Raw genomic sequence first — 24,207 nt, forward strand, 5'->3', positions numbered from 1 at the left:
CCAGGGGGATCGCCGGATCGTGTGCGATCCGGCGGAGTGCGCCGCGCGATGGGATGCGCGGCCAAACGTCGCACTAATCCCGAAATCGGGGTGTCTGTCAACCGTTGCCTGCCGCTCAGCCCGGCCGCGGCCGGATGCGGCGGCGCCTGTCGCACCCTGCACAAGCGAGGGGCTTTTTCCGGTGCGACAGCTGAGGATAACGCTTTTCTCGAAAATACTTCCGTGGTTTCAGGGGCGCGGACTAGCGGTGCTCCCGCAGGCCGTGGGCCAGGGGCGGCGGGGCAAGGGTCGGCAAGATCGCGGCCGCCCCGTCGGGGCTGGCCGCCGGGATCGCCCCGGCCGGCAGGGCCAGGCCGGCAAAGCCCGTGCCGGCCAGGTCCACGTCCAGGGTCAGGGGCGATCCCGGCGCGCTCCACAGCTGCGCCCCGCCGCCGGAAAGGGCGAAACGCACGTAGAGCCTGTCGGCCGGCTGCGCCAACCGCACTTCCCGTACCATGCGCATGGCCCCGCCGTACCAGAAGAAATCACCGACGCTGCGTAGTTCGCCAAGCGGTCTATAAGTCGCGCCGTCCGTGGAATAGGCGGCGGTTATCCGGTTGTGGCCGGTGTTGTCGGTGAGCACCCGGGGATACCAGGCCAGGCGGAAGCCGGTGATGGGGCTGGCCTGCGGGCGGTCCGCCGGGGCGGTCACGGCATAGGCGAGGAAGCAGGGGGCGTCCCCGGCGCAGGTGACGGCCGGCGCCCCGGGCACGGCGGCCAGGTTGTCGGCCAGGAAGGTGGCGCCGGTGACGGCGGCCAGGGGGCGGTCGAAGGTCGGGGCGAAATGGAGCAGGCCCGTGCCGTCGTCGCCAAGGAGCAGCCTGGCGCCGTCCGGGCCGCCGACGGGCAAGGCCACCGTGGCCTGGCCGACGGTCAGGTGCTGCCCGGCCACGGGGCTGGCGGCCACGAGCCCCCGGGCCGTGACCGGGCCGGGGAATCCCGGCGCAACCAGGCAGGCCCCGGGTTTGAGGCCGGTGAAGGGCCGGCGCAGGCCCGGGTCGAAGTAGCGGGCCCGCACGGCCCCGCTTGCGTCGGCAACGGCCGCCACCGGTTGATCGTCGGGATAGGCGCGCAGGTAGGCGTCCAGGTCTTCCGGGCCGCCCAGGCCGAGGGCAGGCTCGGGCACTGCGGCGAACCCGTAAAGGGCCGTGCCGCCCAGGGCCTGCCCGGCCGGGCCAAGGCCCGGCAGGATACGGGTGTTGGCGGCAATGGCCGCCGCCCGGCGCCGCCACAAGGGCGCGGCGCCTTCGGCCAGGCGCAGGTCCGCCGGCGGATCGAGGCGCAGGCCGGCGATTTCCAAAAAGCCGTCCACCCGGCCGGCCACGAGTTCCACGGCCAGGAATACCAGCCCCGTTGACGGGTCCGGGGTCGGCAGGGCGACCGCGCGGTCCAGCCGGGACTGGCCCGGGGGAAAATCCCGGGCGGTGGCCGTGGCCACCGGGCGCAGGGCGTCCAGCGACGTCCCGGCCAGGATGGTGGCCCTGGATTCGGGCAATCCGCCCTTGCCCGGCCGCAGGTCCAGGCTCACGGTCGCCCGGGCCTGGCCGGCCCGCGTGCCCGGCGGCACGGCAAAGGCGAAGACCGCCCGGCCGGGCCGGCGGCAATCGTACAGGCCCAGGGTGTCGTAGCCCTGGTCCGGGGCCATGTTCTCGGCGGCGAACACCTCGGCGTAGAAGGTCAGGCCGGAAAAATCCGCTACGTAGGGAACGTCCAGGGGCAGGGGGGCGCGGTTGACGCAGCCGCCCTTGTCGATGTCGGCCCAGAAGGTCCGGCGCACGGGGACGAGCCCGGGCAGTGGCCGCTTGTCGGCCGCCTCGCCCGGGGACAGGAAGTAGAAGCGCCGGTAGGCCCGGTCGCCGAGCCTCGCGGCCGTGCGGAAGGTGCCGCCCAGGTACCAGTCGGCCACGATCTTGAGGTGGCGGTTGCGGTAATACAAAAGCCAATCCACATTGTCGCGCGAAAGGGCCAGGTCGGCCAGCACGCTTTTGATGCTCGGGCTGTCGCGCTTGACGTAGACGGGCAAGGCCTGAACCATGGGCCAGCCGCAGGCCAGGCCGGCCAGCACGGCCAGGGCCGCCGGCACGGCCCGGGGCAGGCGCCGGGGGACAACGGCCGTCAGGGCCTCGACGCCGCCGGCCGCCAGGTAGGCGTAGAAAAAAAACAGGTTGACCAGGTAGCGGATGGAGACGTGGATTTGCGTGGGCAACACGGCGGCCATGGCCAAGGCGCTGCCCGCCCAGACGGCCAGGGCGGCCACGGCCCGCCAGCGGCCCTGGCGCAGATGGCGCAGGAGCCCGAGCAGGGACAGGCCGCCGAGGAGGGCCGGCCAGGGCTGGCCGGACTGGTCGTGCATGGCGGTAAAGGCCTTGAGCACGGCGAAAAAGCCGGCCGAATCGAAGCGGTCGCCCGTGGGGCCGTCGGCGTGGATGGTGCGCACTTGGAAGAGGTGGCCGGGCAGCCAGGGGAGGTAGGCGAGTAGCACCAGGGCGGCGGCCAGGGCGGCCTGGCCGAGCAGGCGCCAAGCCCCGGCCCGATCGTGGCGCCAGCTCAGGGCCGCCCGGCCGCAGACGATGCAGCCTTCGGCGAAAAACGTGGCCGCGGCCAGGTAGGAGGCATAGAACATGGCGGCATTGGCCAGGGCGAAGCCGAGCCAGTCCCGGCGCCGTCCCGAGTCCATGGCCCGCAGCAGGAAATAAAGCCCCAGCAGGGCGCACAGCAGGTACAGGGCGTAGGGCCTGGCCTCGCGGGAGTAGTGGATATGAAAAAGGGACACGGCGGTGATGGTCGCCCCGGCCAGGCCCGTGGCCCGGGAAAAAAGCCGCCGGCCGAGCAGCCAGGCCATCGGGATGGTCAGCGTGCCGGCCACGAGGCTCGGCAGCTTGACCGCCACGTCGTTGTGGCCGCAAAGCGCCAGGCTCGCGTGGACGAGCAGATGGAAAAGCGGCGGCGAGGAGTCGAGGCTCACGTCGCTTGGCCCCTGGAAGGCCAGCGACGGCAGCAGGTCGGCCAGGGGCCAGGCGGCCCGGCCCAGGGTCACGAATTCGTCCCACCACAGGCCCACCACGTCCACGGCGAAAAGGCGCAGGCAAAGGCCGAGGAGGGTGACGGCGCCGACAAGGGCCCATTCCAGCCGGTCCGGCCGGCCCGGCCCGGGGACGGGGCGGGGAAAACGGCTCATGGCGCGGCGGGCGGGGCCAGGTTGGCCTCGATGGCGGTGCGCTCGGCCGGGCTGAGCTGCGCGGCCACGGCCGCGGCCTCGCGGCCGGCCAGCTCGCGTTCGGCGGCGGTCAGCCCCGGCAGGGCCATGGCCCGGCCCAGGCGCCAGTAGGCCCAGTAGGGGTCCCGGGGCAGGCCTTCGCCCCTGGCCAGGGCCAGTCCCAGGGCGAGGTGGCCCTGAGGCGAGCCGGCCTTTGCGGCCTGGAGGTACCAGTGGGCGGCCAGGGTCGGATCGACCGGTCCCGCGCGGCCCGAGGCGGCCAGCTGGCCGCGCGCGGCGGCCGCGCCCGGGTCGCCGGCGGCAAAGGCCGCTTCCAGGCAAAAAGCCGCTTCCCGGGCCGCTTGCGGGGTTGCGGACGGCGTTTCCAGACGGGCGAAGGCCGCTTGCACCAGGTCCTTGGCCGGAGCGTCGGCAGGCAGCCCCGGGCAGGGGGCGGCCATGACCCCGACGGCCCCCCATGGGGCCAGGGCGGCCGACAGGCCCAGCAGCCAGGGGACGGCGCAGCGGCGGAAGCGGCCGGGCATGGGCTCAGCGCGGGGTCTCGCCGATTCTGTTGGCGACGTTGTTGTTGAGCATGCGCACGAAGATTTCGCCCGAACTCGAGGCGTAGACGATCTTGCGGCCGCGTTCGCCGCCCACGTTGGAAGCGGACACGCGCAGCCCCAGTTCGGCCAGGGTGGCGAAGGCCGCTTCGACGTTTCGCCGGCCCACGGACATGTCCCCGGCAAACAGGGCGCTGGCGCCGCCGAAGACCTTGCATTCGATGTCGCCGAGGGCCACGCCCCGGCGGGTCAGGCGGTGGACCAAGGTGGTGATGGCCGTGTCCACGAATTTGTAGGGTGTCTGCTCCGGCGAGTGGAGCCTGTACTCCGCGGCCCGGGGCAGCAAGGCGTGGAAGATGCCGGCCAAGCCGTGGCGCGGGGCGAAAAACGTGACGGCCACGCAGGAGCCGAGCACCGTGTGGGCCATGGTCGGCCGTTCGTAAAGCCCGCCTTGGGCCACGTTGAGAAAGGCCAGGCAATGGTCGGGAAAGCGTTCTAGAAGGCCTTGCATGAAAATTCCAGGTCCGCGGTGTCGTCACTTAAGGGGTTGTCGACCACGCCCAGGCTGGCCAGGGCTTCCAGGAGGGTCTTGGGGGAAAAGGGCTTGGTGACGTAGGCCTGGGCGCCGGACTCGAATTGGGCCCGCAGCATGTTGCCGGGGTCGTCGAGGCTCGAGAGCATGACGGCCGGCGTGCGTTTTTCCTCGGCCAGGCCCTTGGCCGCCTCGACGCGGCGGATGCCGGCCAGGGCGTCGTGACCGGAAAGCACGGGCATGAGGATGTCCATGACGACGAGGTCGAAGGGTTCGCCCCGGTCGAGGGCTTCGCTGAAAAGGGTCACGGCTTCGCGGCCGTTGGCCGCCTCGGCCGTGGTGAAAAGGCCTTCCAGGGCCTGGATGATGAGGAAGCGCTGATAGCGGCTGTCGTCGACGATGAGCGCGCGCGGCATGGTCGGCCCTCCAGGTCTTGAGGTCTCGTTCCAATCCAAATTCAAAGGCAGAATCGTTTATATAACATGCTGATTTGATTATTTTTTCAAAACAAAACGATCGCCATGTCTTCTCTTTGGCATCAGGCGCCGCCGTCCGTGGCCTTGGCGGCGCGCAGCAATTCCGGAACATCCACCACCAGGGCCATGTCGCCGGACTCGGTGACCGTGCCGCCGAGGACCCCCGGCACCTTGCCCAGAGCCCGGCCCAGGTGCTTGAGCACGGCCTGGCGCCGGCCGACCACGCCGTCCACGACCAGCCCCGCCCGGCCTTCCTCCCGGCGCACGGTCACCACATGGGAACAGGCGGGCGGTGTGTCGTCAAGGCCGAAGAAATGGCGCAGGCACACCAGCGGCATGGCCGTGCCGCGAAGCTCCATGACGCCGCGCCCCTGGCGCAGGTGCAGGCCCGGCGGCAGTTCCAGGCATTCTTCCACGTAGTCGAGGTGCAGGAAATAGGTTTCCTGGCCCAGGCGCACCTCCAGGCAGTCGATGATGGCCAGGGAGACGGGCAGGCGCAGGGTGAAGACCGTGCCCGCGCCCACGGCCGAGGCCACGTCGACGCGGCCGCGCAGGGCGCTGATGCCGTCGCGCACGGCGTCCATGCCCACGCCCCGGCCCGAGACCGCGCCCACGGCCTCGGCCGTGCTCAGGCCCGGCAGGAAGATGAGTTCCAGGGCGGCGGCGGGGTCGTAGGGCCTGGCCGGGTCGAGCCGCCCCTGGGCCACGGCCTTTTGCCACAGTTTGCGGCCGTCGATACCCGCGCCGTCGTCGCGGATGGCGATGACCACGTCGTTGCCTTCCTGGCGGGCCGACAGGGTCACGGTCCCCCGCCGGGGCTTGCCCAGGGCTTCGCGAACGTCGGGGGCCTCGATGCCGTGGTCCACGGCGTTGCGCAGCAGATGGATGCAGGGCGTGTTGAGCTGTTCGATGACGGCCTTGTCGAGTTCGGTGTTCTCGCCGTCCATGACCAGTTCCACATCCTTGCCCAGGGCGGCGCTGGCGTCGCGCACCAGCCGGCGGTACTTGGGGAAGCTGACCTTGATGGGTAAAAGCCGCAGCCCCAGGACCTGGTCGCGCAGCAGTGCCGCCAGGCGCTCGACCTCCTCGGCCACGTCGCGCAGTTCCACGTCGGCCCGGCGCTGGGACAGGGAGGCGAGCCTGGCCTGGGCGATGCCGAGTTCGCCCACCCGGTCCACCAGGATGTCGAGTTCGCGGGCCGGGATGGCGAGTTTCTTGATGCGTTCGTCGGGGTTCGCCTCGGCCGGGGGCGCGTCTTCGACAGGGGCGGCGGCCGGCGCGGCATCCACGGCACCCCCATCCGGCGGCGACGGGCCGAGCAGGGCGGCCATGCGGGCCATTTCCGGGGCAATGTCGCGCTGCTTGGCGGCCTTGGGGTTCTCGGCCATGGCCCGGATGACGTCGAAGACGGCCAGCAGTTCGCCGATGAGCCGTGGCCCCACGGGGCGGCCGCCCTGGCGCACGGTGTCGAGGACCGACTCCACGGCATGGCACAGCTCGGCCAGGGGGGCCGCCCCCACGGCGCCGGCATCGCCCTTGATGGTGTGGGCGGCCCGGAAGACGGCCGCAACATTGGCGTCGAGCACGCCCGGGCCGGCGGTTTCCAGGTCGAGGATGGCCGCTTCGATGCCGCGCAACTGCTCCAGGCAGCTTTCGGCGAACAGTTCGAAAATTTTGTCTTCTTCGGCCATAGGGGGCGCGCCGCGACGCGCCGGTCGAACTTACGGCCCAACCGCCCCGGAGGCAAGGGGCTGGGGGCGGCCTACATGTAGCCGAGGTCCGACAGTTCGTCGGCCAGGCTCGCGGCGGCCTCGCCGTCGGTAGCGGTCGCGGCGGCCTCGGTGGCCGCGCCCGGCGCCACGGCCGGCGGGCGGGCGGCCAGGGTTTCGGGGGTGAAGGCGGCGGCCAGCACCCGGCCGTCCATGGTGTCGGGCACGGCCTCGCCCAGGGCGTAGAGCAGCGTGGGCGTCACGTCGGGCATGGCCGCGTCGGCCAGGGCAAGTCCGGCGGCCACGCCCGGGCCGCGCAGGGCGAAGATGCCGTGCTGCTCGTGGCGGCCGCTCCATTTGTGGGGCGCGAAAAGCCCGGTCGGCGCGCCCTGGCCGTACAGCGCGATTTCGTGGGGCACGAGCACCTGATAGCCCGGGCCGCACAGCGTCACCACGTCCGGGGCCGTGCCCAGGGCCGGCCCGTCGTAAAGCTCCTCCCGGGCATGGACGGCCATGAAGGGCGGCTGGCCGGTTTCGGGGTCGACGATGGCCAGCAGCCCGGCCTTGAGCCGGGCCGTCAGGGCCGCCCGGTCGGTCACCACGCGGGGATTGAAGAAGATGCCGCCGGCAATGCCCTCGGAGACGCAGGCCGTGCGCTCCCAGTCCACGATGGCCGAAAAGAGGTTGTTGATGCGGGCATGGGCCTTGGACTTGGCCCGCCGCCGGGCATCCAGTACGGATTCGGGCAGCACCGCCCTGGCCAGGGCGGCCACGGCCCGGCGGGCGGGGGAGGGCTGGCGCCCGGCCAAAGCGGCCAGGTCGCCCGACAGCACCAGCAGGCCCTGGTCCATGAGCCAGCGGTTGAGGAAAATGGCCCGCCGCAGGGGGCCGGCCCCGTGGTCGGACACCAGGGCCACGGCCGTGTCCGGCGGGCAGGCGTCGAGAATGCGGCCAAGGGCGGCGTCCAGGCGTTCGTAGACGGCCTCGATGGCCTGCCCGAGCCTGGCGTGGAGCGGATGGGCCGGGTCGCGGTAGGCCCAGAAGAAATGCTGCACCCGGTCGGATTCCATAAATACCGAGCAGAAGTAGTCCAGGGGCCGGCGCGCCATGAGCCACAGGGTCAGCTCGCAGCGCGCGTCCACGCCGGCAAGCAGGTTGTCCAGGTAGCGCCCGGGGTCGGGGTCGAGCTTGGGCGAGTCGCGGCACACGCCGAAGCGGGCCTCGATTTCGGCCTGGAGTTCGGGCGGGTGGACGAAGGCCGTGGCGTCGGTGGGGGTGAACATGCCCGGGATGACGAAGCCGTCCACGGGGTCGGGCGGCCAGGTCACGGGCACGTTGACCGCGCCGGCCGGCCGGCCGCGCCCGGACAGGATGGCCCAGGCCGGCGCGGCCCGGCGCATGGCCGCCGAGACGAAACGCACCTCGTGGGTATCCCGGTCCAGGGTCAGGGCGTCGAAGATGCCGTGGCGGCCGGGCGAGGCGCCGGTGGCGAAGCTCGTCCAGGCAACCGGGGTCACGGGCGGCACGGTGGAGCACAGGGGCCCGTGGGCGCCTTCCGCGAGGAACCGCGCCAGGACGGGCATGCGCCCGGCGGCGACCAGGGGCTTGATGATGTCGAAGGTGGCCCCGTCCCAGCCGACAACCACGATGCGGGCGGCGTTCATGCCTGTTCTCCCGGACGTCCCGCCGCCTGGGGGCGGGGTTTCATGACGGAGCGCAGTTCCGCCAGGTCATGGGGGCCGAAGGCCCTAAGCCCCACGAGGACGGCGCAATAGACCACGGTGCCGGCGGCCAGGCCGGCCAGGGGCAGGTGGCGCAGGGGGAAGCAGGCCCCCAGGCAGGCGCCGCCGGCGCACAACACGCGCAAAAGCGCCCCCAGGCCGTGGGCCCGGAAGCCGTGCCTGGCGGCGAAGCGGCTGGAAAACACCAGCAGCCACAGATAGGAACAAAGCGCCACCACGGCCGAGCCCACGGCGCCGTAGCGCGGCACGGCGTACCAGTTGCCGGCGACGTTGGCGGCCAGGGCGGCCGCCGCGTAATAAAGCGCGTAGCGCTGCCGGCCGATGGCCACCAGCACGTTGTTGACGAGCATGTCCAGGGCCAGCGGCGCCAGGGCCAGGGCCAGCAGGCGCAGGACCATGGCCGACCCGGCGAACTTCTCCCCGAAAAGCAGCAGGCAGGCCGGCTCGGCGAAAAAGGCCAGCAGGATCGAGGGCAGGGCCATGGCGTGCAGGGTGTGACGGAAAATCAGGCGGAAAAGCCGCCGCGCCGCCAGGGGGTCGATGGGGGCCAGCCGGGACAGGGCCGGAAAAACGGCCAGCATCAGCGCCTGGGGCAGGATCTCGAGCTTGAGGATCAATTCGTGGGGCGCCTGGAAATCGGCCACGGCGGCCAGGCCCGCCCACCAGGACAGGGCCAGGGTGTTGGCCCGAAACAGGTTCTGGTGAAAGAAAATGCCCAGCCCCACCACGGCCGAGGCGGCGCACATGCGCCACAGGGCGGCCTTCTCGAACCGAAACGTCGGGCGCACCAGCCGCCCGGCGGCCACGGACCACACCAGGGCCATGTGCAGCCCCGAGGCCAGGGCCAGGCCGGCCAGGACGCCGGTGTAGCCCAGGCGCAGCCACAGCGCCGCACTCACGAAGGCGATGGCGGCCAGGCCGGCGACGATGGACAGGGGCGGTTCGTAGCCCATGCGCTCCTTGGCCTGGAACACGGCGCAGCCGAGCATGGCCAGGGAGCGGCAGGCCTCCACGGCAAAGGCCAGGGCCAGGCCGATCAGGGCCTGCCGGCCGTAGCCGGCGGCAACGGCAAAAGCGGCCAGCCCAAGCCCAGCCAGGGCGATCATGGCCAGCCGCAAGGCCAGGGCCTGGCCGACCAGGGCCGCCCCGGCCGCCGGGCTGGCGGCCATTTCCCGGATCATGATCTGCTGGATCCCGAAATAGGTCATGGCGGCCACGGCCCCGGCCAGGGCCGAAAGCGAGGCGTATTCGCCGTAGGCGTCGAGGGGCAGTCCCCGGGCCACGGCCAGAAGCACGAAAAACCCGCTGGCGATCTGGACGGCGCGGGAAACGGCCAGGGCCAGGAAGTTGCGGGCCAGGGAGGGGCGCGGCGGCGTCACGCGGCGGGCCTCGCCTCGGTATGGCGCGGGGCGCAAAACACCTCCGCCCTGTAGCACGGGCCGGGGAACCCGTAAACTGCGGCCCGCAAAAAGCCGGCCGCCCCCCGGGCCGTGGTCAGTTGGCCAACTCCACGGACACGTCGCAGCGCATGCCTTCCTTGATGCCCTGGTTGGGGTTGGGCAGGCTCATTTCGATCTCGTAGAAGGAGGGCTGCTGGAGCATGGCCGGCTGGGCCACGAAATCCACCTTGCTGATGGTGGTTTTGAAGGTCTTGCCGGGCAGGGCGTGGAAGGCGATGGTGACGGGGTCGCCGACCTTGAGCTTCTGGGCGAGGATTTCGTGGATCGAGGCCCGCACCAGCATGGGGTCCATGCGGCCGATGGACATCAGCGAAGCCTGCTTGGTGAAGGCCATGCCCGGCACCAGGCTGGAATTGGTCCACAGGACGTAGCCGGCCGAGGGGGCGCGGATGTAGCCCACGCGCGGCAGCTTGTGGATGTCCTGGTCCTTGCCGTACTTGGATTTGGCGATGATGACGGCGTTGTCATGGCGCTGCTTGGCCAGTTCGCGCTCCTCCATGAGGTAGTCGCGCTGGAGCATGAGGGCTTCGATTTCCTGGGCGTTGTAGCGCACGTCGTTGGGGGCCACGGCCTTGTCCGCGGCCATGTTTTCCAGGTCGGCCTGGTGCTGTCGCACCTGGGCCAGCTGGTTTTCCACGATGGACAGGCCGTGCTCCAGGCTGTTGAGCTCGGAGCGCGACAGGGCCTGCTTTTCGGCCATGAGGTTTTCCAGCGGCAACTCGTAGGCGACCAGGATCTGGTCTTCGGAGACCGGGTCGCCGACCTTGAGCGGCGCGGACAGGATGAGCAGGCGGCTCATGTCCGAGCCGAGCTCGATGGCGGATTTCTGTTCGACGGCCTGTTCCTTGGGCAGTTCGTAGACGTTGGCCGTCACGCCGCTGCCCTGCATCCTGCCCTTGTCGGCCTTGGTGACGAAGGGCCAGGTGATGTCGTACTTGATGGGGCAGTAGCTTTTGCCGAGGAAGGTCACGGTCTCGGCGTGCACGGTCGCGGCCAGCCCGACGACCAGGACGGCCAGGAGGCCGCAAAGGGATTTCATACGTGTCATAGATTGCCTGGATGGCCCTTGTGGGGTTGCTGGCGGCGCTGCCGCCGGATGGCGCCTGCTGCGGCGGGCGGCCTGGACGCTTCTACCGCATGTCGGCCCGGACCACAACGCGCCCGGGCCTGTCTTGCACCCGGACCCGGAATTCCTTAAGAAAGGACATTTCGGTATCCCCGCAAGGAGCCCCATGCCGGCAGCCCTCGTTTCCTTCGCCTCGCGCGCCCGTGGCCGTTTCGGGCTTCTGGCGGTCGCGGTCGCCGTTTTGCTTGCGGCCGCCGCCTGTACCAAACCGTCGTCGCCCCCGCCGGTGGCCACCTCCCGGGACGCCACCGGGGCCCTGGCCGCACGCCGGGCCACCCTGGGCTACGGCGACGAGGTCACGGTGTCAGTGTGGCGCAACGAGGACCTCAAGACTGCCGTGCGCGTGGACGAGGCCGGCAACATCCACCTGCCGCTGGCCGGCGAGGTCAAGGCCGGCGGGCGCACGGTCTCGGAGTTGCGCGCGGCCGTGGCCGGGGCCTACGCCAAGTATGTCGTCGACCCCCAGGTGACGGTGACGGTGGCCACGCTGCGCAGCCAGACGGCCATCGTGCTCGGCGAGGTCAAGACCCAGGGCGTGGTGTCCGTGGACCACGACATGAACCTGTTCGAGGCCATCGCCCGGTCGGGCGGCTTCACGGACAACGCCGGCCGCTCCACGGTGGTGCTCCTGCGCCCCGAGGGCGACACGCCCCACGCCTACATCCTCGACATGCGCCTGGGCACGTCCGTGGGCGAGGGCGTGACGGGGTTCAACCGCTATCTCGAAGGCGGCGACATCCTCTATGTACCCAAAAGCACCTGGGCCACGGTGGAGGAATTCATGGGCCACCTGACCGCAGCCCTAAACGCCGTCATCAACGCCGAACGCTTCGTCATCTTCCTGCCCCAGTTGCGCGACGCGGTGAACGACCTCTTCCAGGGGCCGGTCACCACCTCGACGACCATCGTCAACCAGTCCCAGCCCGTGGCCGGCGAAGTCTTGAGCAACAGCCAGGGCGGCGTGTTCACGGTGCAATAGTGGAACTTCGCCAGCTTCTCGCCGTCCTGTGGCGTCACCGGGCGCTTGCGGCTTGGACGTTCGTTTCGGTGTTCGGCGTCCTCGTGCTGCTGACGGTTTTGTGCGAGACCCAGTACGTGGCCTCGGCCAAGGTCTACCTGTACCATTCCTCCACCAAGGCCACGCTGCTTGGCCGGGTGTCCCTGGACTCGGCCATGGTCAGCTCCGCCTCCCTGACCGACACCGAACGGGCCACCTACGAGGACCTGGCCGCGACCGTGCCGGTGCTGCGGCCGGTGATCGAGGGCCTCGACCTCCAGCGCAAGCGCAAATCGCTGCAACTGCTGGAATTTATTCCCTTCGTCCGCCTGCTCGTGGACCATTTCGCCCCCCGCCTGGGGCTTCGGCCCATGACCTACGAGGAGCTGACCAACAAGTCCCTGGTCCACCTGATCTTTCCGCGGCCGTACCTCAAGGCGGCCATGATGGAGGATTCCGACATCCTGGAATTTTCCTCCTCGGCGGCGTCCATGCAACTGGCCATGGACCTGGCCAACGCGGCGGCCAAATCCTTCGTGGAGCGGGAGACGGCCATGCGCCAGGACGAGTGCCGCTCCCTGGCCGAGGCCGTGGCCCGGGAAATGCCCGCGGCCAAGGCCACCTACGAACAGGCCCTGGCCGACCAGCGCGAGGTGCGCCGCGCCGAAAAGATCGTGGACCTCACCTCCGAAGGCCAGCAGCTCGTCTCGCGCTATTATACCCTGACGGCGGATCGCGATTCCAACCGCCTGAGCCTGATCCGGGCACAGGGCATGCTGCAAAACGTCAAGACCCAGTTGGCCAAGCGGCCGGAGTTCCGCAAGACGTCCGAATCCACCCAGCGCTCGTCGCTGATCGATTCCGTCAAGCTCACCCTGCGCGACCTCTACATGGATCTGGCCGCGGCCAAGAGCCGGCTGACCGCCGAACATCCCCAGGTCCGGGAGATCGAGAACAAGATCGAGGAAGCCAAGCGCATCATCAAGGGCGAAGCCCAAAAGGTCTTCGGCTCGGAAACCGTGTCCACGGACCCGACCTACAATTATTTGAGCGAACGGGCGGCCGAATACACCTCCCAGGTGGCCGGTTACGAGTGCCAGGACGCGGCCTTCGGCGCGCTTGTGGCCGATGTCGAGAAAAGGGCCGACGCCTTTCCCGGCCGGGCCGCCGCCTCGGCCCTGGTCTCGGCCCGGGTGGACGCCAACCAGACGTTCATGGCCAGCCTCAACCAGTTGGAATCCATGGCCCGTATCGGCGAAGGCCTGGACCTGTCCATCGCCCACCTGGTGGATCCGGCCATCTGGCCGGGCAAGATCGACGACTACATGCGGCCCAAGTGGTCGCTCATGGCTGCGGTCGGCCTGGCCGGGGGGCTCTTTTTGGCCGTGATCGCGGCGCTTGTGGCCGCCTGGGCCGACGATACGGTCCGCTGCCGGGAACACCTGGAAGCGGCCGGGATGACGGTGCTGGCGGCCGTGCCGGAGCGCTCGGGCACGACCCGGGCCCAGGCCTTGCGGCGGCTTCGCGAGACGCTGTTCGCGCCCGCGTCCGCTCCGGCCATGCCCGCTCCGGCCGCGTCCGCTCCGGCCGCGTCCGCGCCGGCCATGTCCGTGTCGGCCGGGGAGGGCGCCGGCCGGGTCGTGGTGCTGGCCGGGCTGGCGCCGGCCGACGGCACGCCGTCCCTGGTCTGGGAGTTGGCCGAGGTCGTGGCCCGGTCCGGCGCGCCGACCCTGGTGGTCGACGCGGACCTGCGCGCTCCGGCCCTGGGCGATCTGGCCGGCCTGCCGTCCGGCCCGGGGCTGGCCGAGGTTCTGGCCGGGGAAGTGGCCCTGGAGGCGGTGCTGGTCCCGGGGCCGGTTGCGGCGCTGACGGTGCTGCCGGCCGGGCGGGGGGTGCCGGAGGTGGCGGCGGACCGGCTGCTGGACGGGCCTGGCCCCGGCGCGGTTCTGGGGGTCCTTGGCCGGCGTTTTCCCCGGGTGCTGGTCCTGGCCGGGCCGCTTGGGCGCTGCGACGACGCCCTGACCCTGGCCCGGGCGGCCGGGGAGCTCGTGCTCGTGGCCGGGCTTGGCCGCACGCGCACGGCTGCCGTGGCCGAGGCGGCCGAGGCCGGCCGCGCGATTTGCGGCCGGGCGCCCCTGGCCGTGCTTTCGGGCGTGCCGGCCGACGACCTCTCGCCCCGGGAGCAGTGGCGGGCCATTCTGTCCCGCCTGCGCCGCCGGCGTGCCCCGAACGTGGCCGCGTAAGGCCCGCTACCGCTGCGGGGCGCGCCCATCCGGGCCGCGGGCACCCCGGCCCGAGCCTTCCCGGGCAGTACGGGCAACAGCCGCTACAGGACGCTCACATCCAGGCCGCGCTCGGCGGCGATGCGCGCCCGCAGGCGTTCGAGCCGGGCCGTCAGGTAGGCCAGCTCGTAGGTCTCGGGCAGCTCGTGGAAATCGGCCATATCCGGGTCGAAGGCATCGAGGTCGATGACCACGCGTTCGGCAACCAGTCGCACATAATCGGAATAGCTCGGGAAATCGAGGGGTTTGCCCGGGTCGCGCAGGCTTCGGGCAAAGGCCAGGGCTTCGGCGTAGGCGGCGGTATCGAAGAGGCCGGCGTCGGAATGGGGCATGCTGGGTTCCTTTTGCTCATCGGGACAGGGTTGGCGGGGGCGGCCCGGGATCGGCCCAGGCGACGATGACGGCCCGGCCGCCCGGGGCGCGGAAACGGTAGGCGTAAACGTCCGGCCCCAGGGCCAGGCGCTCGGGCCTCGGCTCGCACCCGGCCAGTTTGGCGCAAAGCCGGCGATAGGTAAAGAAGGCCGCCTTGGGCGTGCCGTCCGGGCGGTTAGGGCTGACCCGGGCGTCGGTGGTCAGGCCCACGTGGTCGAAGACCCCGTTTCGGAAATGGAAACCCTCGCGCACCATGGCCCAGAAGACCTTCCGGATGCCCAGGGACAGGGCGAACACCCCGCGCCGGACGAGCTCCGCCGCCTGGTCGGCCTCGGTTTGCGGCGGCAGGCCCGGCGGGGCGGTGGGCGCGCCGCTGTAGGTGGCGGTCTCGGTCAGCCAGATGGGCGTCCGGGCAAAGCCGGTGGCGTCCAGGGCCTGCCTGGCCACGGCCGCCATGGCCGCCAGTTCCTTGTAGTCCCCGGCCCGGCCGAAGGCGTGCAGGTCGAAGGCGTCGAAGCCTTGCCCGCCAAGGGCTCGCAGCATGGGCAGGTAAGAGGCCTGGAAGTTGCGCTCGAAATCCTCGCCCGAAACCCCGGCCGCCAGGACCGTGGCCTTGGGGTCCACCGATTTGATGCGCCGGGCGGTGCGCGACAGCAGGGCGGCGTAGCCGGCGGCGTCGTTGCGCGCCCGGGACAGGTCCAGCTCGTTTTCGAACTGCCAGCAGGAAACACGAGGGACCCCGGCCGGCGGGCGCAGGCCGTAGCGGGTCACCAGGGCCGTGATGAAGGCGTCGTAGGCGGCCAGGGGCGGCCCCAGCGCCCAGGACCCGTCGGCCTTGACAGCGGGGGGGGCGGGCAATCCCGGTCCGCCCGGCCCGGCGGTCGGGGCCGCGCCCGGTCCGATGGCCGGCCCGAGCCCCGGACCGGCTCCCGCCACAGCCGCACCGAGACCCGGTGCGGCGCCACCCTCAGCCGGGCCGAGCCCCGGACCGGCTCCTGGGAGACCCGGGCCGGCGGGTCCAGCCGTGGTGTCCTGGCGCAGCCGGGTCGGCAGCATGATGGTGAGCATGGCCTGCAGGCCCGGCCCCATGGCCGCGAGCTGGGCGTCCAGGCGGGAGAAGTCGAACCGGCCGGCGGCCAGGTCCGCGTCGGATTGGATATCCACCCACCAGGCCACGCCGCGGTGCCAGCCGAGGCCGAGTTCCCGGGCCAGGGCAAAGGGCGGGTCCTCGCCCCGATACGTGGCCGGATGGGCGCCGAAGGGCGAGCGCAGGCGTTCGGCCGGGCTTGGCGGCGCTTCGCGCGGCGTTTCCTCGATGTAGACCGGGATGTCGGAAAGCGTCAGGCGCAGCCGGCCAGCCTGGGGTGTGAGGGCCGTGGCCGGGAATTGCGGCCCGGCGCCGTCGGTTTGGGTGGGGACGGCCGGGGAGACGGTCAGCCGCTTGGCCGTGCTCGGCAGTTCCACGGTGACGGCCACGGCCGGGCGCGGGGCGACGGCGGCCGGCCCGGGGCCTGACGGGGCACTTCCCGCAGCGACGGCCGTCCCCGCCCCCGGGCCGGGGAGTGTTCCCAGGCCGGCGGCCGGGGGAATGCCCGGCCCGGGCACGGCCGGTCGGGCGGCCGGGGCGCCGGGCCGGGATGCGGCTTCGGTCGGCGGTGGCGCGGCCGTCGCGTCCAGGCGGCCCAGGCTGCCCATGGCCAGCAGGCAGGGGGCGAGCAGCGGCGGCAGGGCGTCGAGGCGCCCGGCGGCCTGCTCGCGCATCATGGCCGCCAGCGACACCGGCGGGCAGATCTGCTCCAGGCCCGTGAAGGCGCCGGAAAAGCGCATGGCCCCGAGCAGGCCTTGGAGTTCGCGCAGGCGGGCGGCGGCGTTGGCGGCGGTGGTGGGCTCGGCGCGCTCACGGGCGGCCAGTTGGTGGGCTTGGCGGACCAGCATCTCCGGGTCCGGCTGGGCCGGGCAGGGGCGTGGCGCCACAAGGGCCAGGAGCGCCAACGGGCACAGGACGGCGAGGGCCAGGCGGCCAAGGCGTCTCATGGGCGTTTCCTCCACGCGAACGCGGCAGGTTCGCGGACAATGTGCGCGCGACCCGCAGGGCGGCGGCCAGGACGGCGACGTAGAGCCAGGCGAAACGCGACACGGGCGAGGTCAAGTCGTGGTCGATGAGGCTGTGCAGGCCAACTTCCGCCACGGCGGCCACGACTACGGCCACAAAAAGCGTCCGCACCGGCCCCGGCGGCGCCCGGCGCAGGGCCATGACCACCGAGGCGGCCAAAACGGCCAGCCCCAGAAGGCCGGCCAGCCCCCCGAGCAGGCCCAGGTCGAAGAAAAAGGCCAGCCAGAGGCTGTGCACCTCGGGTTCGCGGGTGTGCCAGATAAACCCTCCCGGCCCAAGGCCCAGAACGAAAAGTTCGGGCCGGTCGGCCATGACCGAAAGGGCCTGCTTCCACATGCGAAAGCGCGCCCCCGAGCCGCTGACGTTGGAGGAGGATTCGGATTTTTTTTTCTGGGAGAAAATCAGCGGCCCGTCGTAGCCGAAACCGACCAGCATGCGGTCGATAAACGACGGCTTGCCGCACAGGATGGCCGCGACGAGGGCCAGGGCCAGCAGGGTGGAACGGCTGAGCAGCCGGCGCCGGGTGGGTTCGTGCAGGGCCATGAAGGTGCCGGCCGCGCCGAGAAAGCCGAGGATGGCCCCGCGCGAGCCCGAAACCACCACGAAGGTGAGGAAGACAAGGGCCAGCAGGCACAGCAGCAGGCGCACCAGCCGGCGGTGGAGCAGGGCCAGCCCGATGGTCACGAAGGTGGCGAAGACCAGGAAGCCGCCGGACTGATTGGCCGAGCACAGCCCGCCGATGCGGCCCCAGCGGGCTTCGGAAAAAAGCTCGAAATTGAGGCTGATGCCCGTGGCCAGACGGATGGTGCCGGCCCAGTCGTAGAGGGCGCCGCAGACCATAGTGGCGCACACGAGCACGGCCGAGGCGGTTATGGCCAAGCACAGCGCCCGCAGCCGGCGCGCGTCGGACACGGCGGCCACGAGGACCCAGAAGAACACGGCGTCGAAACACACCGTGGCCACCTGGCCCAGGGCGAAATTGACGTGAGGCGCCCAGGCGAGCCCGGCCAGGTGGAGCGTCACCACGGCCAGGACGAACGGGGCCAGGGGCGTGACGCCCTGGCGGCGAAGGGGCGTGCGCCGTGGACCGTCCGCCGCCTTGGCCAGAAAGCCCAGCACGACCGGCGGCAGCATGAGCATGGCCGGGAAGAACTGGCTGACCACGCCCGGGGCGTGGACGATTTTAAGCGACGGCGTGCCGACGAACAACAGTGCCGCCGTGCACAACAGGCCGGCGAAGGGGAAGCGCAACAGGGCGGCGCATACGGCCAGCCCCCCGGCGCCGGCGGCCAGCCGCCAGTCCTGGAACAGGACCGTGGCGGCCGCGGCCAGCCCGGCCAGGGCCAGGGCCACCGGCCAGGGGCGGGGGGGGGCGAGGGCGTGGGCCGTCATGGCTGGCCGCCGGCCGCGGGCCTAATACCCCGGCCAGCCCGGATAGCCGGGGCCGTAATAGGGCGTGCCCGGGGCGGCGGGCGCCTGGGGCCGGGGCGTGGCCTGGTCCGCTTTGCCGTTTTTGGCCGGTTTGGGCGGGGGTGCCTTGGCGGCGGCCAGGGCGTCGACCTTGGCGGCCAGGCCTTTGACCTCCCCGGCCAGGCGGTCCAGGGCCTTGGTGTCATCCTTGGGCGGGCGCGGGCTGTCGGCCTTGGCGGCCAGCCCCGAGATGGCCTGGCGCAGGGCGGCGATTTCGGATTCCAGGGCTTCGGTGTCGCCGCAGGGCGCGGCCGGGGGGATGGCCCGCACGTCCCGGTCCAGGGCGGCCATGTCGGTGCGCAGGCGCTCCTGGGACAGGCTCAGCCAGACGACGCCGGCCAGGTTGAGCACGAGGAGCATAACGCCGGCGGTGACAACGCGTCCCCAGGGGAACTCCCTTTTTTCCATGGCGATGCTCCTTGTCGCCCGGCCCGGGCCACTTGCTGGCGGCCCGGGCCGGGGCGGGCCTACAACCGGGGCAGGGTTTTCATGGTGCGGATGTTGTACCAGCGGTCCTCGTCGCAAAGCGCGCCCGAGGCGAAGGCCCCGGCCACGTCGCGGATGCCGTCGGCCACGCCGAATTTGGGCGTAAACCCCGTGGACAGGAGCTTGTCGGAATTCTGGCGGTAGGACCGGGGGTCGTTGGACGGCTTGATCTCGATTTCCGCCGGGGCCACCTCCACGATCATTTGGGCCAGGTCGAGGATGGAGATGTTTTCGAAGCCGGCGTTGAAAATGCCGGTGTACTTGTCGCCGGTTTCCAGGAAATGCAGAAAAACCCGGACGATGTCCTTCATGTGGATGTTGGGCCGGGTCTGGTCGCCGCCAAGGACGGTGATGTGCTTTTTGGCCAGGGCCTGCATGGTCAGGAGGTTGACGGCCACGTCCAGGCGCATGCGCGGCGAGTAGCCGCACACCGTGGCCGGGCGGATGATCTGGAGGGCGAGCTTGTCGGCGTAGCTCAAAAGGACGCGCTCGCTGACCATCTTGGTCTTGTTGTAGTCCGAGATGGGCACGCAGGGCAGGTCCTCGGTCACCTGCGGCTCGTCCTTGACGCCGTAGACCGAGCCCGAGGAGGCGTGGAGGAATTGCTTCACCCCGCAGGCCACGGCTTTTTCGGCCAGCTTCATGATGGCCAGGGTGTTGACCTCCCAGGTCAGCTTGGCGTCGAGGTCGCCGCAGGGGTCGTTGGCCACGTTGGCCAGGCTGATGATGGCCTCGTGGCCGGCCACGGGCACGGAATCGATGTCCCGGGTGTCGCCGGCAACGGCCGTGAGCTTGGGGTGGTCGGGGAGGTGGCGGCCGAACCAGCCGATGTCGAAGGCCGTGACCTCGTGGCCCAGGGCCAGCAGTTCGGGCACGAGCACGCTGCCGATATAGCCGAAGCCGCCGGTGACGAGAATGCGCATGCGTTTGTCCTTGTATGTGGAGTGGTGGCGACAGGGTCGCGTGGCCCGGCCATACACCATTTGCCCGACACCCGCCAGCCGTGCTACCGCCCGGGCCTGGGCGAGGTTTTGTCATGCGAATGCTGCGCGACGCGTTGGTCTGGGGATACTGGCATCCGTTCAAGCATCTTGTCTGGGCGCTGCCGGACGGGGCGGCCCACGGGCTGGCCCGGTGGCTGGGGCGGGCGCTGGGCCGCGTGCCCAATGCCCGGATATCCGGCATGGCCGAGGCGGCGGGCTACGTGCCGGGCGTGCCGGACGATCCGGTGGCCCGGCTGGCTTTGGCCCGCAAGGCCCTGGTGGAATTTTGCCAGACCGACCTGGAGGTGCTGCTTTTCCCGCGCCTCACGCCAGCCCGCACGGCCGCCCTGGTGACCATCGCCGGCCGGGGACACCTGGACGCCGCCCTGGGGAACGGCCGAGGGGCCATGCTGGCCTTTGGCCACTACGGGGCCAACCAGATGGTCATGGCGGCCATTGGCCACGCCGGCTACCGGATGTGGCAGCTGTCCGCCCCGGCCACGGTGCTCAACGAGAAGCTGCCCGAGGCCAGGGGGCGGGTCGTGCGGCGCACGCGCGAGCTGCGCTGGGCCCACGAGCAGGCCCTGCCCGTCACCCATGTCAATATTTTCGGCGGGCTCAAGGAAGCCTTCGCCTGCCTGCGCGGCGGCCATGTCCTGGGCGTGGCCGTGGACGGCGGCGGCGGCGAGCGGCGGGCGGCGGTGCCTTTTTTGGGCCGGCGGGCCTTTTTTTCCCTCGGCCCCATGCTGCTGGCCGGCAAGACGGGGGCCGCGGTCCTGCCGTGCTTCATGGAGCGGGCGGCAAACGGCCACCTGACCCTGCGCATCGAGGCGGCGCTGCCACCGGTCGCGGTGGACGTCGACGGCGCCACGGCGGCCACGGCGCACCTGGCCGAGCGGCTTTCCTTGGCTGTTGTGGCCAATCCCAGCCACTACCTCTATTTCCTGGCCTTCCGCCTGCTGATGGCCCGGGGCGGCCACGAGCCGTTTTTCGAGGAGCCGGCCTGAACGGGCCAGGCCTCAGGCTGCGTCGAGGCTTTCCTCGCGGCCCGGGGCGGCGCCGGCAGGGGTTTCCAGGTCGCGGGTGAGCCAGCCCGAGCGGGCGGCCGTGACCAGCCCCCACAAGGTGATCCAGGACAGGGCGAAGACCCAGAAAAAGCAGTAGGCCACGCCCCAGATGAGCCCGAAGGCGCCGCGCTCCCGGAACTGGTAGGTCACGGCCGGCACGGCCGCGGCCACCAGGCAGCCGGCAAGCAGGCCGGACAAGCCCGCAACCGGCGCCAGGCACAGGACGGCCAGGCCGCCGACCTTGACGATCTCCGTGGCCGGCAGCAGGAGCAGTTCCGCAAACCCGGCCAGGCGCACCCAGCCCGCCCCGCTGTCGCCGCGCCGGAAGCGCCTGGGCAAAAACCGCAGCATCACCAGGCATTCGCGCACGTTGCTGCGCGCCCAGCGCAGCAGCATCCGGTACAGCCCCTTGTAGGAGGTCGGCACCGTGGTCAGGACGATGGCGTCCTTCTGATAGGCCACGCGCAGCCCCTGGCCCAGGATGATGTTGGACAGCGCCCGGTCCTCGCCGATGTTGGCCGGCTGGCCCATGAAGGTCTGTTCGGCCCAGCCCTCGATGACCGGGGCCAGGGCGCCCAGGCGGTAGGCGGACAGGGCCCCGGGCGTGCACAGCACGCCGCCGTAGGCCCCTTGTCCGCGGCGCAGGAAATCGAAGGACATGGTGAAGGACACGTCGAGCATCTTGGGGATGGCGCCGCCCTCGCGGTTGAGCACCCGCACGTTGCCGGCCACGGCCCCCACCCGGGGGCTGGCGGCGAAGGGGCTTATCAGTTCGCGCAGGGTCCCGGGCAGGACCAGGGAATCCGAATCGATGGTGACGAACACCTCGCCCCGGGCCTGGCGGAACCCGGCCAGCAGGGCATGGCGCTTGCCCATGTTGCGGGGCTGGCGCAACAGCCGCAGGCGGCCGGGGAATTCCCTGGCCGCAAGCCGCATCCATTGCCAGGTGTCGTCGGCCGAGCCGTCGTCCACGCACAGGATATGCAGCTTGTCGGCGGGATAGTCGCTGGCCATGACCGAGCGGACGGTTTCGAGCACCTGGCGCCCCTCGTTGTAGGCCGGGATGACCACGGTGGCCAGGGGCAGCCGGGCATCGGGCAGGGCGGCGTAGGGCCGGTAGCGCCAGACCAGCCAGATGCGCCAGGCGAGCAGGGCGGCCGCCAGCGGGGACAGGCCCAGGCTCAGGGCGGTATAGGAAAACAGGTCGCCATACGCGGCCAGGCAGGCGACGGCCTCCTCTTCGCCGATAAGGGCAGTCAAGGTGGAGCCGCTGGCCAGGACAGTAACAAGGAGGACGGCAAGATACATCGCGTCGATGCGGGTATACTTTCTCTTCATAGGATTGCTGACCTGTAAGATGTGCGGGAGGGGAAATCTGGTGTGGAGAATTCGACAGGCCTGCAATAGACGAAGTGCCGAGGATTGCAAAATTACATTTTTGAACGTTCCTTCGCGGGAATTCATGTTATAGTTTTGTAAGGAAGCGCTGCTTGCGAATCGCGGCCCTTTTCTCCCCAGGTTGCCACGGCCTCGGCCGGGCTTTCCCTCGGTGTCCGGGTCCGAACGCCGTTTGGATGGGAGGCGAAGGCGCGGCCGATGGCGCCGGCGCATACGACCAAATCCTTCTTGCTGGCGGGGCAAAGAGAAAAATCCGTCGTCCGCTTGAATTTTGGCCCGTACTTGTGTATGGCGCTAGGGCTTTTCCCATACAACCTTGCGGCCCCATGGATACAGGCCGTTCTTGGCGGGAAATCGCCCGGAATGGTGGTGGAGTGCCCTTTGCCCTGGAAGACTTCGAATCGAAAGACGGGTTTGTGTCGGTGTAACGACCTCGGGATTGCCTCGAAGCACTCCGCGTCAGTGGGTGCGTGACAGTGCGTTTCTTGAGAAAGAAATAATTTCTTTCATGAAGCGCATTCCTTTTTTCAGCCGCATCGGGACGAAGATCATTGGCATTTTCCTCCTGGCGTTGTTGCCTCTTGTCGTGGTGATCGCCTATCTCAACGTGCATGTCCGCGACAGCGCCGTGGATCATGGCCGTGAACAGCTGTTGCGGATCGCCTACGAGGCGGCCGGCGCCCAGGAGACCATGGTCCACGACCTCACGCGCCTGTTGCGCAATTTCGTGGCCATGCCCGAGGTCCAGGACATGGACGTCCCGGCCCTGGACGCGATCCTGGGGCGGCTGATCGAAACAAGGCCCAGCGTCAGCAATATGTTCGTGTGCGACCGCAACGGCGATGTGGTCGCCTCGGCCCGCAAGCCGTTCGCCGGCCTCAATTGCGCCCATCGACGCTATTTTCGCGATGCCGTCGGGGCTGCCGGGCTGGTGGCCGGCGACTATCTCATCGGCCGGGTGACGGGCAATCCCGTGCTGCATTTCGCCTTGGCCATTCCGGGGGCGGGCGGGGCGGTTCGCGGCGTGGCCGTGGTTTCCCTCGACCTGCGGGCCCTGGGGGCCTCGTTGTCCAGGCTCGGGCTGCCCGGCGACGTCCGGGTCGCCACCCTGGACACGCGGGGCAACATCCTGGCCCGCTTTCCCGAGCGGGTTGCCTTTCCCGCCGAGGCCTGGCGCCGGGAGTTCGTCCGTCAGGCCCTGGCCGGCGAACCGGGCGGCGGGGTGGCCCAGACCGGCCAGGAAAACGGGCTGGCCATGATCCGCGCCTTCAAGCCGCTGCGCCTGGACGGCGAGGCGACCAAGCCCTACGGCCTGATCCTGGTCGGCATGCCGGTGGCCGCGGCCATGGGCCAGGCCCGGGGCATGCTGCTGGTTTCGGCCGGGGTTTCCGTGGTGTGCCTGTGCCTGGCCGTCGGCCTGGTGGTGGTCCTGGGGCGGGGGCGGATCGGGCGACGGCTGGAAGTCCTGGCCGGGTTCGCCGTCTCCCTGACCGAAGACAAGATCTGCCGGTTGCCGCCGCGGTTCGGCCACGACGAGATCGGGCTGCTGGGCGAACAGTTGGTGGCCATGTCGCGGACGTTGCACGAGAAAAACGAACACCTGGCCGTGGCCATGGCCACGCTCGGCCGGGAGCGTGACCAGCTTTCCGGGGTGGTCGGCGAGTTGCGCGAGGCCCATGACGCCCTGGAGCGCCTGGCCAGCCAGGACTGCCTGACCGGGCTGCGCAACCGGCGTTGCTTCAACGAAAAGATGCAGGTCGAGCTGGACCGGTTCGTGCGCTATGGCACGCCGTTTTCCCTGGTGCTGTTCGACATCGACGACTTCAAGCGGATCAACGACACCTACGGCCATCAGCTCGGCGACGAGGTCCTGCGCCAACTCGGGCGCCTCACGCTTTCGATGGTGCGTTCCGTGGACGAGGCCTACCGCATCGGCGGGGAGGAATTCGCCGTGATCCTGCCGGAAACGGACGCCGTAGCGGCCCTGGTCGTGGCCGAGCGGCTGCGGGAGCGGGTGGCGGCCAGTGCCGTGAACCTGGGCGCGGGCACGGCCGTCCGCTACACCGTGAGCCTGGGCGTGGCCCAGGTGAGCGGCGCGACTCCGGAAGTCAAGGACCTGTTCGCCGTCGCCGACAATGCCCTGTACGCTGCCAAGCGGGCCGGAAAGAACAGGAGCGTGATTCAAACCGGGTGATA

The 24,207-nt window shown here is 70.6% G+C and carries 17 protein-coding genes; 4 read left to right on the forward strand and 13 right to left on the reverse strand.

Annotated features, from left to right (window positions below; genetic code table 11):
- Nucleotides 1-241: 241 nt before the first annotated feature.
- From ACP59X_RS02295 to ACP59X_RS02330, 8 genes are all read right to left on the reverse strand, one after another.
- The gene (locus tag ACP59X_RS02295) at nt 242-3,217 is read right to left on the reverse strand and encodes a glycosyltransferase family 39 protein (RefSeq protein ID WP_428564476.1); all 2,976 of its coding nucleotides are present in this window, start codon (nt 3,215-3,217) and stop codon (nt 242-244) included.
- Nucleotides 3,214-3,780, reverse strand: coding sequence for an SEL1-like repeat protein (locus tag ACP59X_RS02300; protein WP_428564479.1), 567 nt, complete (start codon nt 3,778-3,780; stop codon nt 3,214-3,216). The genes ACP59X_RS02295 and ACP59X_RS02300 overlap by 4 nt, the downstream gene beginning before the upstream one ends.
- 4 nt (nt 3,781-3,784) lie before the next feature.
- Entirely contained in the window at nt 3,785-4,309 is a 525-nt protein-coding gene (locus tag ACP59X_RS02305) for a chemotaxis protein CheD (protein WP_428564482.1), read from the reverse strand.
- On the reverse strand, nt 4,294-4,746 hold the full coding sequence (locus tag ACP59X_RS02310; protein WP_428564485.1) for a response regulator: 453 nt from the start codon (nt 4,744-4,746) through the stop codon (nt 4,294-4,296). The genes ACP59X_RS02305 and ACP59X_RS02310 overlap by 16 nt, the downstream gene beginning before the upstream one ends.
- A gap of 122 nt (nt 4,747-4,868) precedes the next feature.
- Entirely contained in the window at nt 4,869-6,497 is a 1,629-nt protein-coding gene (locus ACP59X_RS02315) for a chemotaxis protein CheA (protein ID WP_428564488.1), read from the reverse strand.
- A gap of 71 nt (nt 6,498-6,568) precedes the next feature.
- Nucleotides 6,569-8,179: an alkaline phosphatase family protein gene (locus ACP59X_RS02320; RefSeq protein WP_428564491.1), complete on the reverse strand. Its 1,611-nt coding sequence runs from the start codon at nt 8,177-8,179 to the stop codon at nt 6,569-6,571.
- Nucleotides 8,176-9,636, reverse strand: a complete 1,461-nt coding sequence (locus tag ACP59X_RS02325; protein WP_428564494.1) for an oligosaccharide flippase family protein — start codon at nt 9,634-9,636, stop codon at nt 8,176-8,178. The genes ACP59X_RS02320 and ACP59X_RS02325 overlap by 4 nt, the downstream gene beginning before the upstream one ends.
- A gap of 115 nt (nt 9,637-9,751) precedes the next feature.
- On the reverse strand, nt 9,752-10,765 hold the full coding sequence (locus ACP59X_RS02330; RefSeq protein WP_428564497.1) for an efflux RND transporter periplasmic adaptor subunit: 1,014 nt from the start codon (nt 10,763-10,765) through the stop codon (nt 9,752-9,754).
- 184 nt (nt 10,766-10,949) lie between these two features.
- Here ACP59X_RS02330 and ACP59X_RS02335 point away from each other — a divergent pair, with 184 nt between their 5' ends.
- A complete protein-coding gene (locus ACP59X_RS02335) occupies nt 10,950-11,822 on the forward strand; it encodes a polysaccharide biosynthesis/export family protein (protein ID WP_428564501.1) in 873 nt (290 codons plus the stop codon).
- Nucleotides 11,822-14,083 (forward strand): GumC family protein, encoded by a 2,262-nt coding sequence (locus ACP59X_RS02340; RefSeq protein ID WP_428564504.1) that lies wholly within the window; start codon nt 11,822-11,824, stop codon nt 14,081-14,083. Before ACP59X_RS02335 ends, ACP59X_RS02340 begins: the two co-directional genes overlap by 1 nt.
- A gap of 83 nt (nt 14,084-14,166) precedes the next feature.
- On the opposite strand, the gene ACP59X_RS02345 is transcribed toward ACP59X_RS02340, so the two are convergent.
- From ACP59X_RS02345 to ACP59X_RS02360, 4 genes are all read right to left on the reverse strand, one after another.
- Nucleotides 14,167-14,454, reverse strand: a complete 288-nt coding sequence (locus ACP59X_RS02345; protein WP_428564507.1) for an exonuclease V subunit alpha — start codon at nt 14,452-14,454, stop codon at nt 14,167-14,169.
- Nucleotides 14,455-16,391: 1,937 nt separating this feature from the next.
- Nucleotides 16,392-17,999 (reverse strand): O-antigen ligase family protein, encoded by a 1,608-nt coding sequence (locus ACP59X_RS02350; RefSeq protein ID WP_428564510.1) that lies wholly within the window; start codon nt 17,997-17,999, stop codon nt 16,392-16,394.
- A 21-nt stretch (nt 18,000-18,020) separates the two neighbouring features.
- On the reverse strand, nt 18,021-18,485 hold the full coding sequence (locus ACP59X_RS02355; RefSeq protein WP_428564513.1) for a hypothetical protein: 465 nt from the start codon (nt 18,483-18,485) through the stop codon (nt 18,021-18,023).
- Between the two features lie 59 nt (nt 18,486-18,544).
- Complete coding sequence (locus ACP59X_RS02360; protein ID WP_428564516.1) at nt 18,545-19,486, reverse strand: NAD-dependent epimerase/dehydratase family protein; 942 nt, start codon at nt 19,484-19,486, stop codon at nt 18,545-18,547.
- 113 nt (nt 19,487-19,599) lie between these two features.
- Here ACP59X_RS02360 and ACP59X_RS02365 point away from each other — a divergent pair, with 113 nt between their 5' ends.
- Nucleotides 19,600-20,553 carry a lysophospholipid acyltransferase family protein gene (locus ACP59X_RS02365; RefSeq protein WP_428564519.1) on the forward strand — a complete coding sequence of 318 codons (954 nt, stop codon included), beginning with the start codon at nt 19,600-19,602 and terminating at the stop codon, nt 20,551-20,553.
- Nucleotides 20,554-20,565: 12 nt separating this feature from the next.
- Here ACP59X_RS02365 and ACP59X_RS02370 read toward each other — a convergent pair whose 3' ends face one another.
- Nucleotides 20,566-21,951 (reverse strand): glycosyltransferase family 2 protein, encoded by a 1,386-nt coding sequence (locus ACP59X_RS02370; RefSeq protein ID WP_428564522.1) that lies wholly within the window; start codon nt 21,949-21,951, stop codon nt 20,566-20,568.
- A 568-nt stretch (nt 21,952-22,519) separates the two neighbouring features.
- Between ACP59X_RS02370 and ACP59X_RS02375 the strand changes: the two genes are divergently transcribed.
- Entirely contained in the window at nt 22,520-24,205 is a 1,686-nt protein-coding gene (locus ACP59X_RS02375) for a sensor domain-containing diguanylate cyclase (protein WP_428564525.1), read from the forward strand.
- Nucleotides 24,206-24,207 lie beyond the last annotated feature (2 nt).

Origin of the sequence: Solidesulfovibrio sp. DCME (assembly GCF_049995385.1) — a bacterium.
Classification (GTDB): Bacteria; Desulfobacterota; Desulfovibrionia; order Desulfovibrionales; family Desulfovibrionaceae; genus Solidesulfovibrio.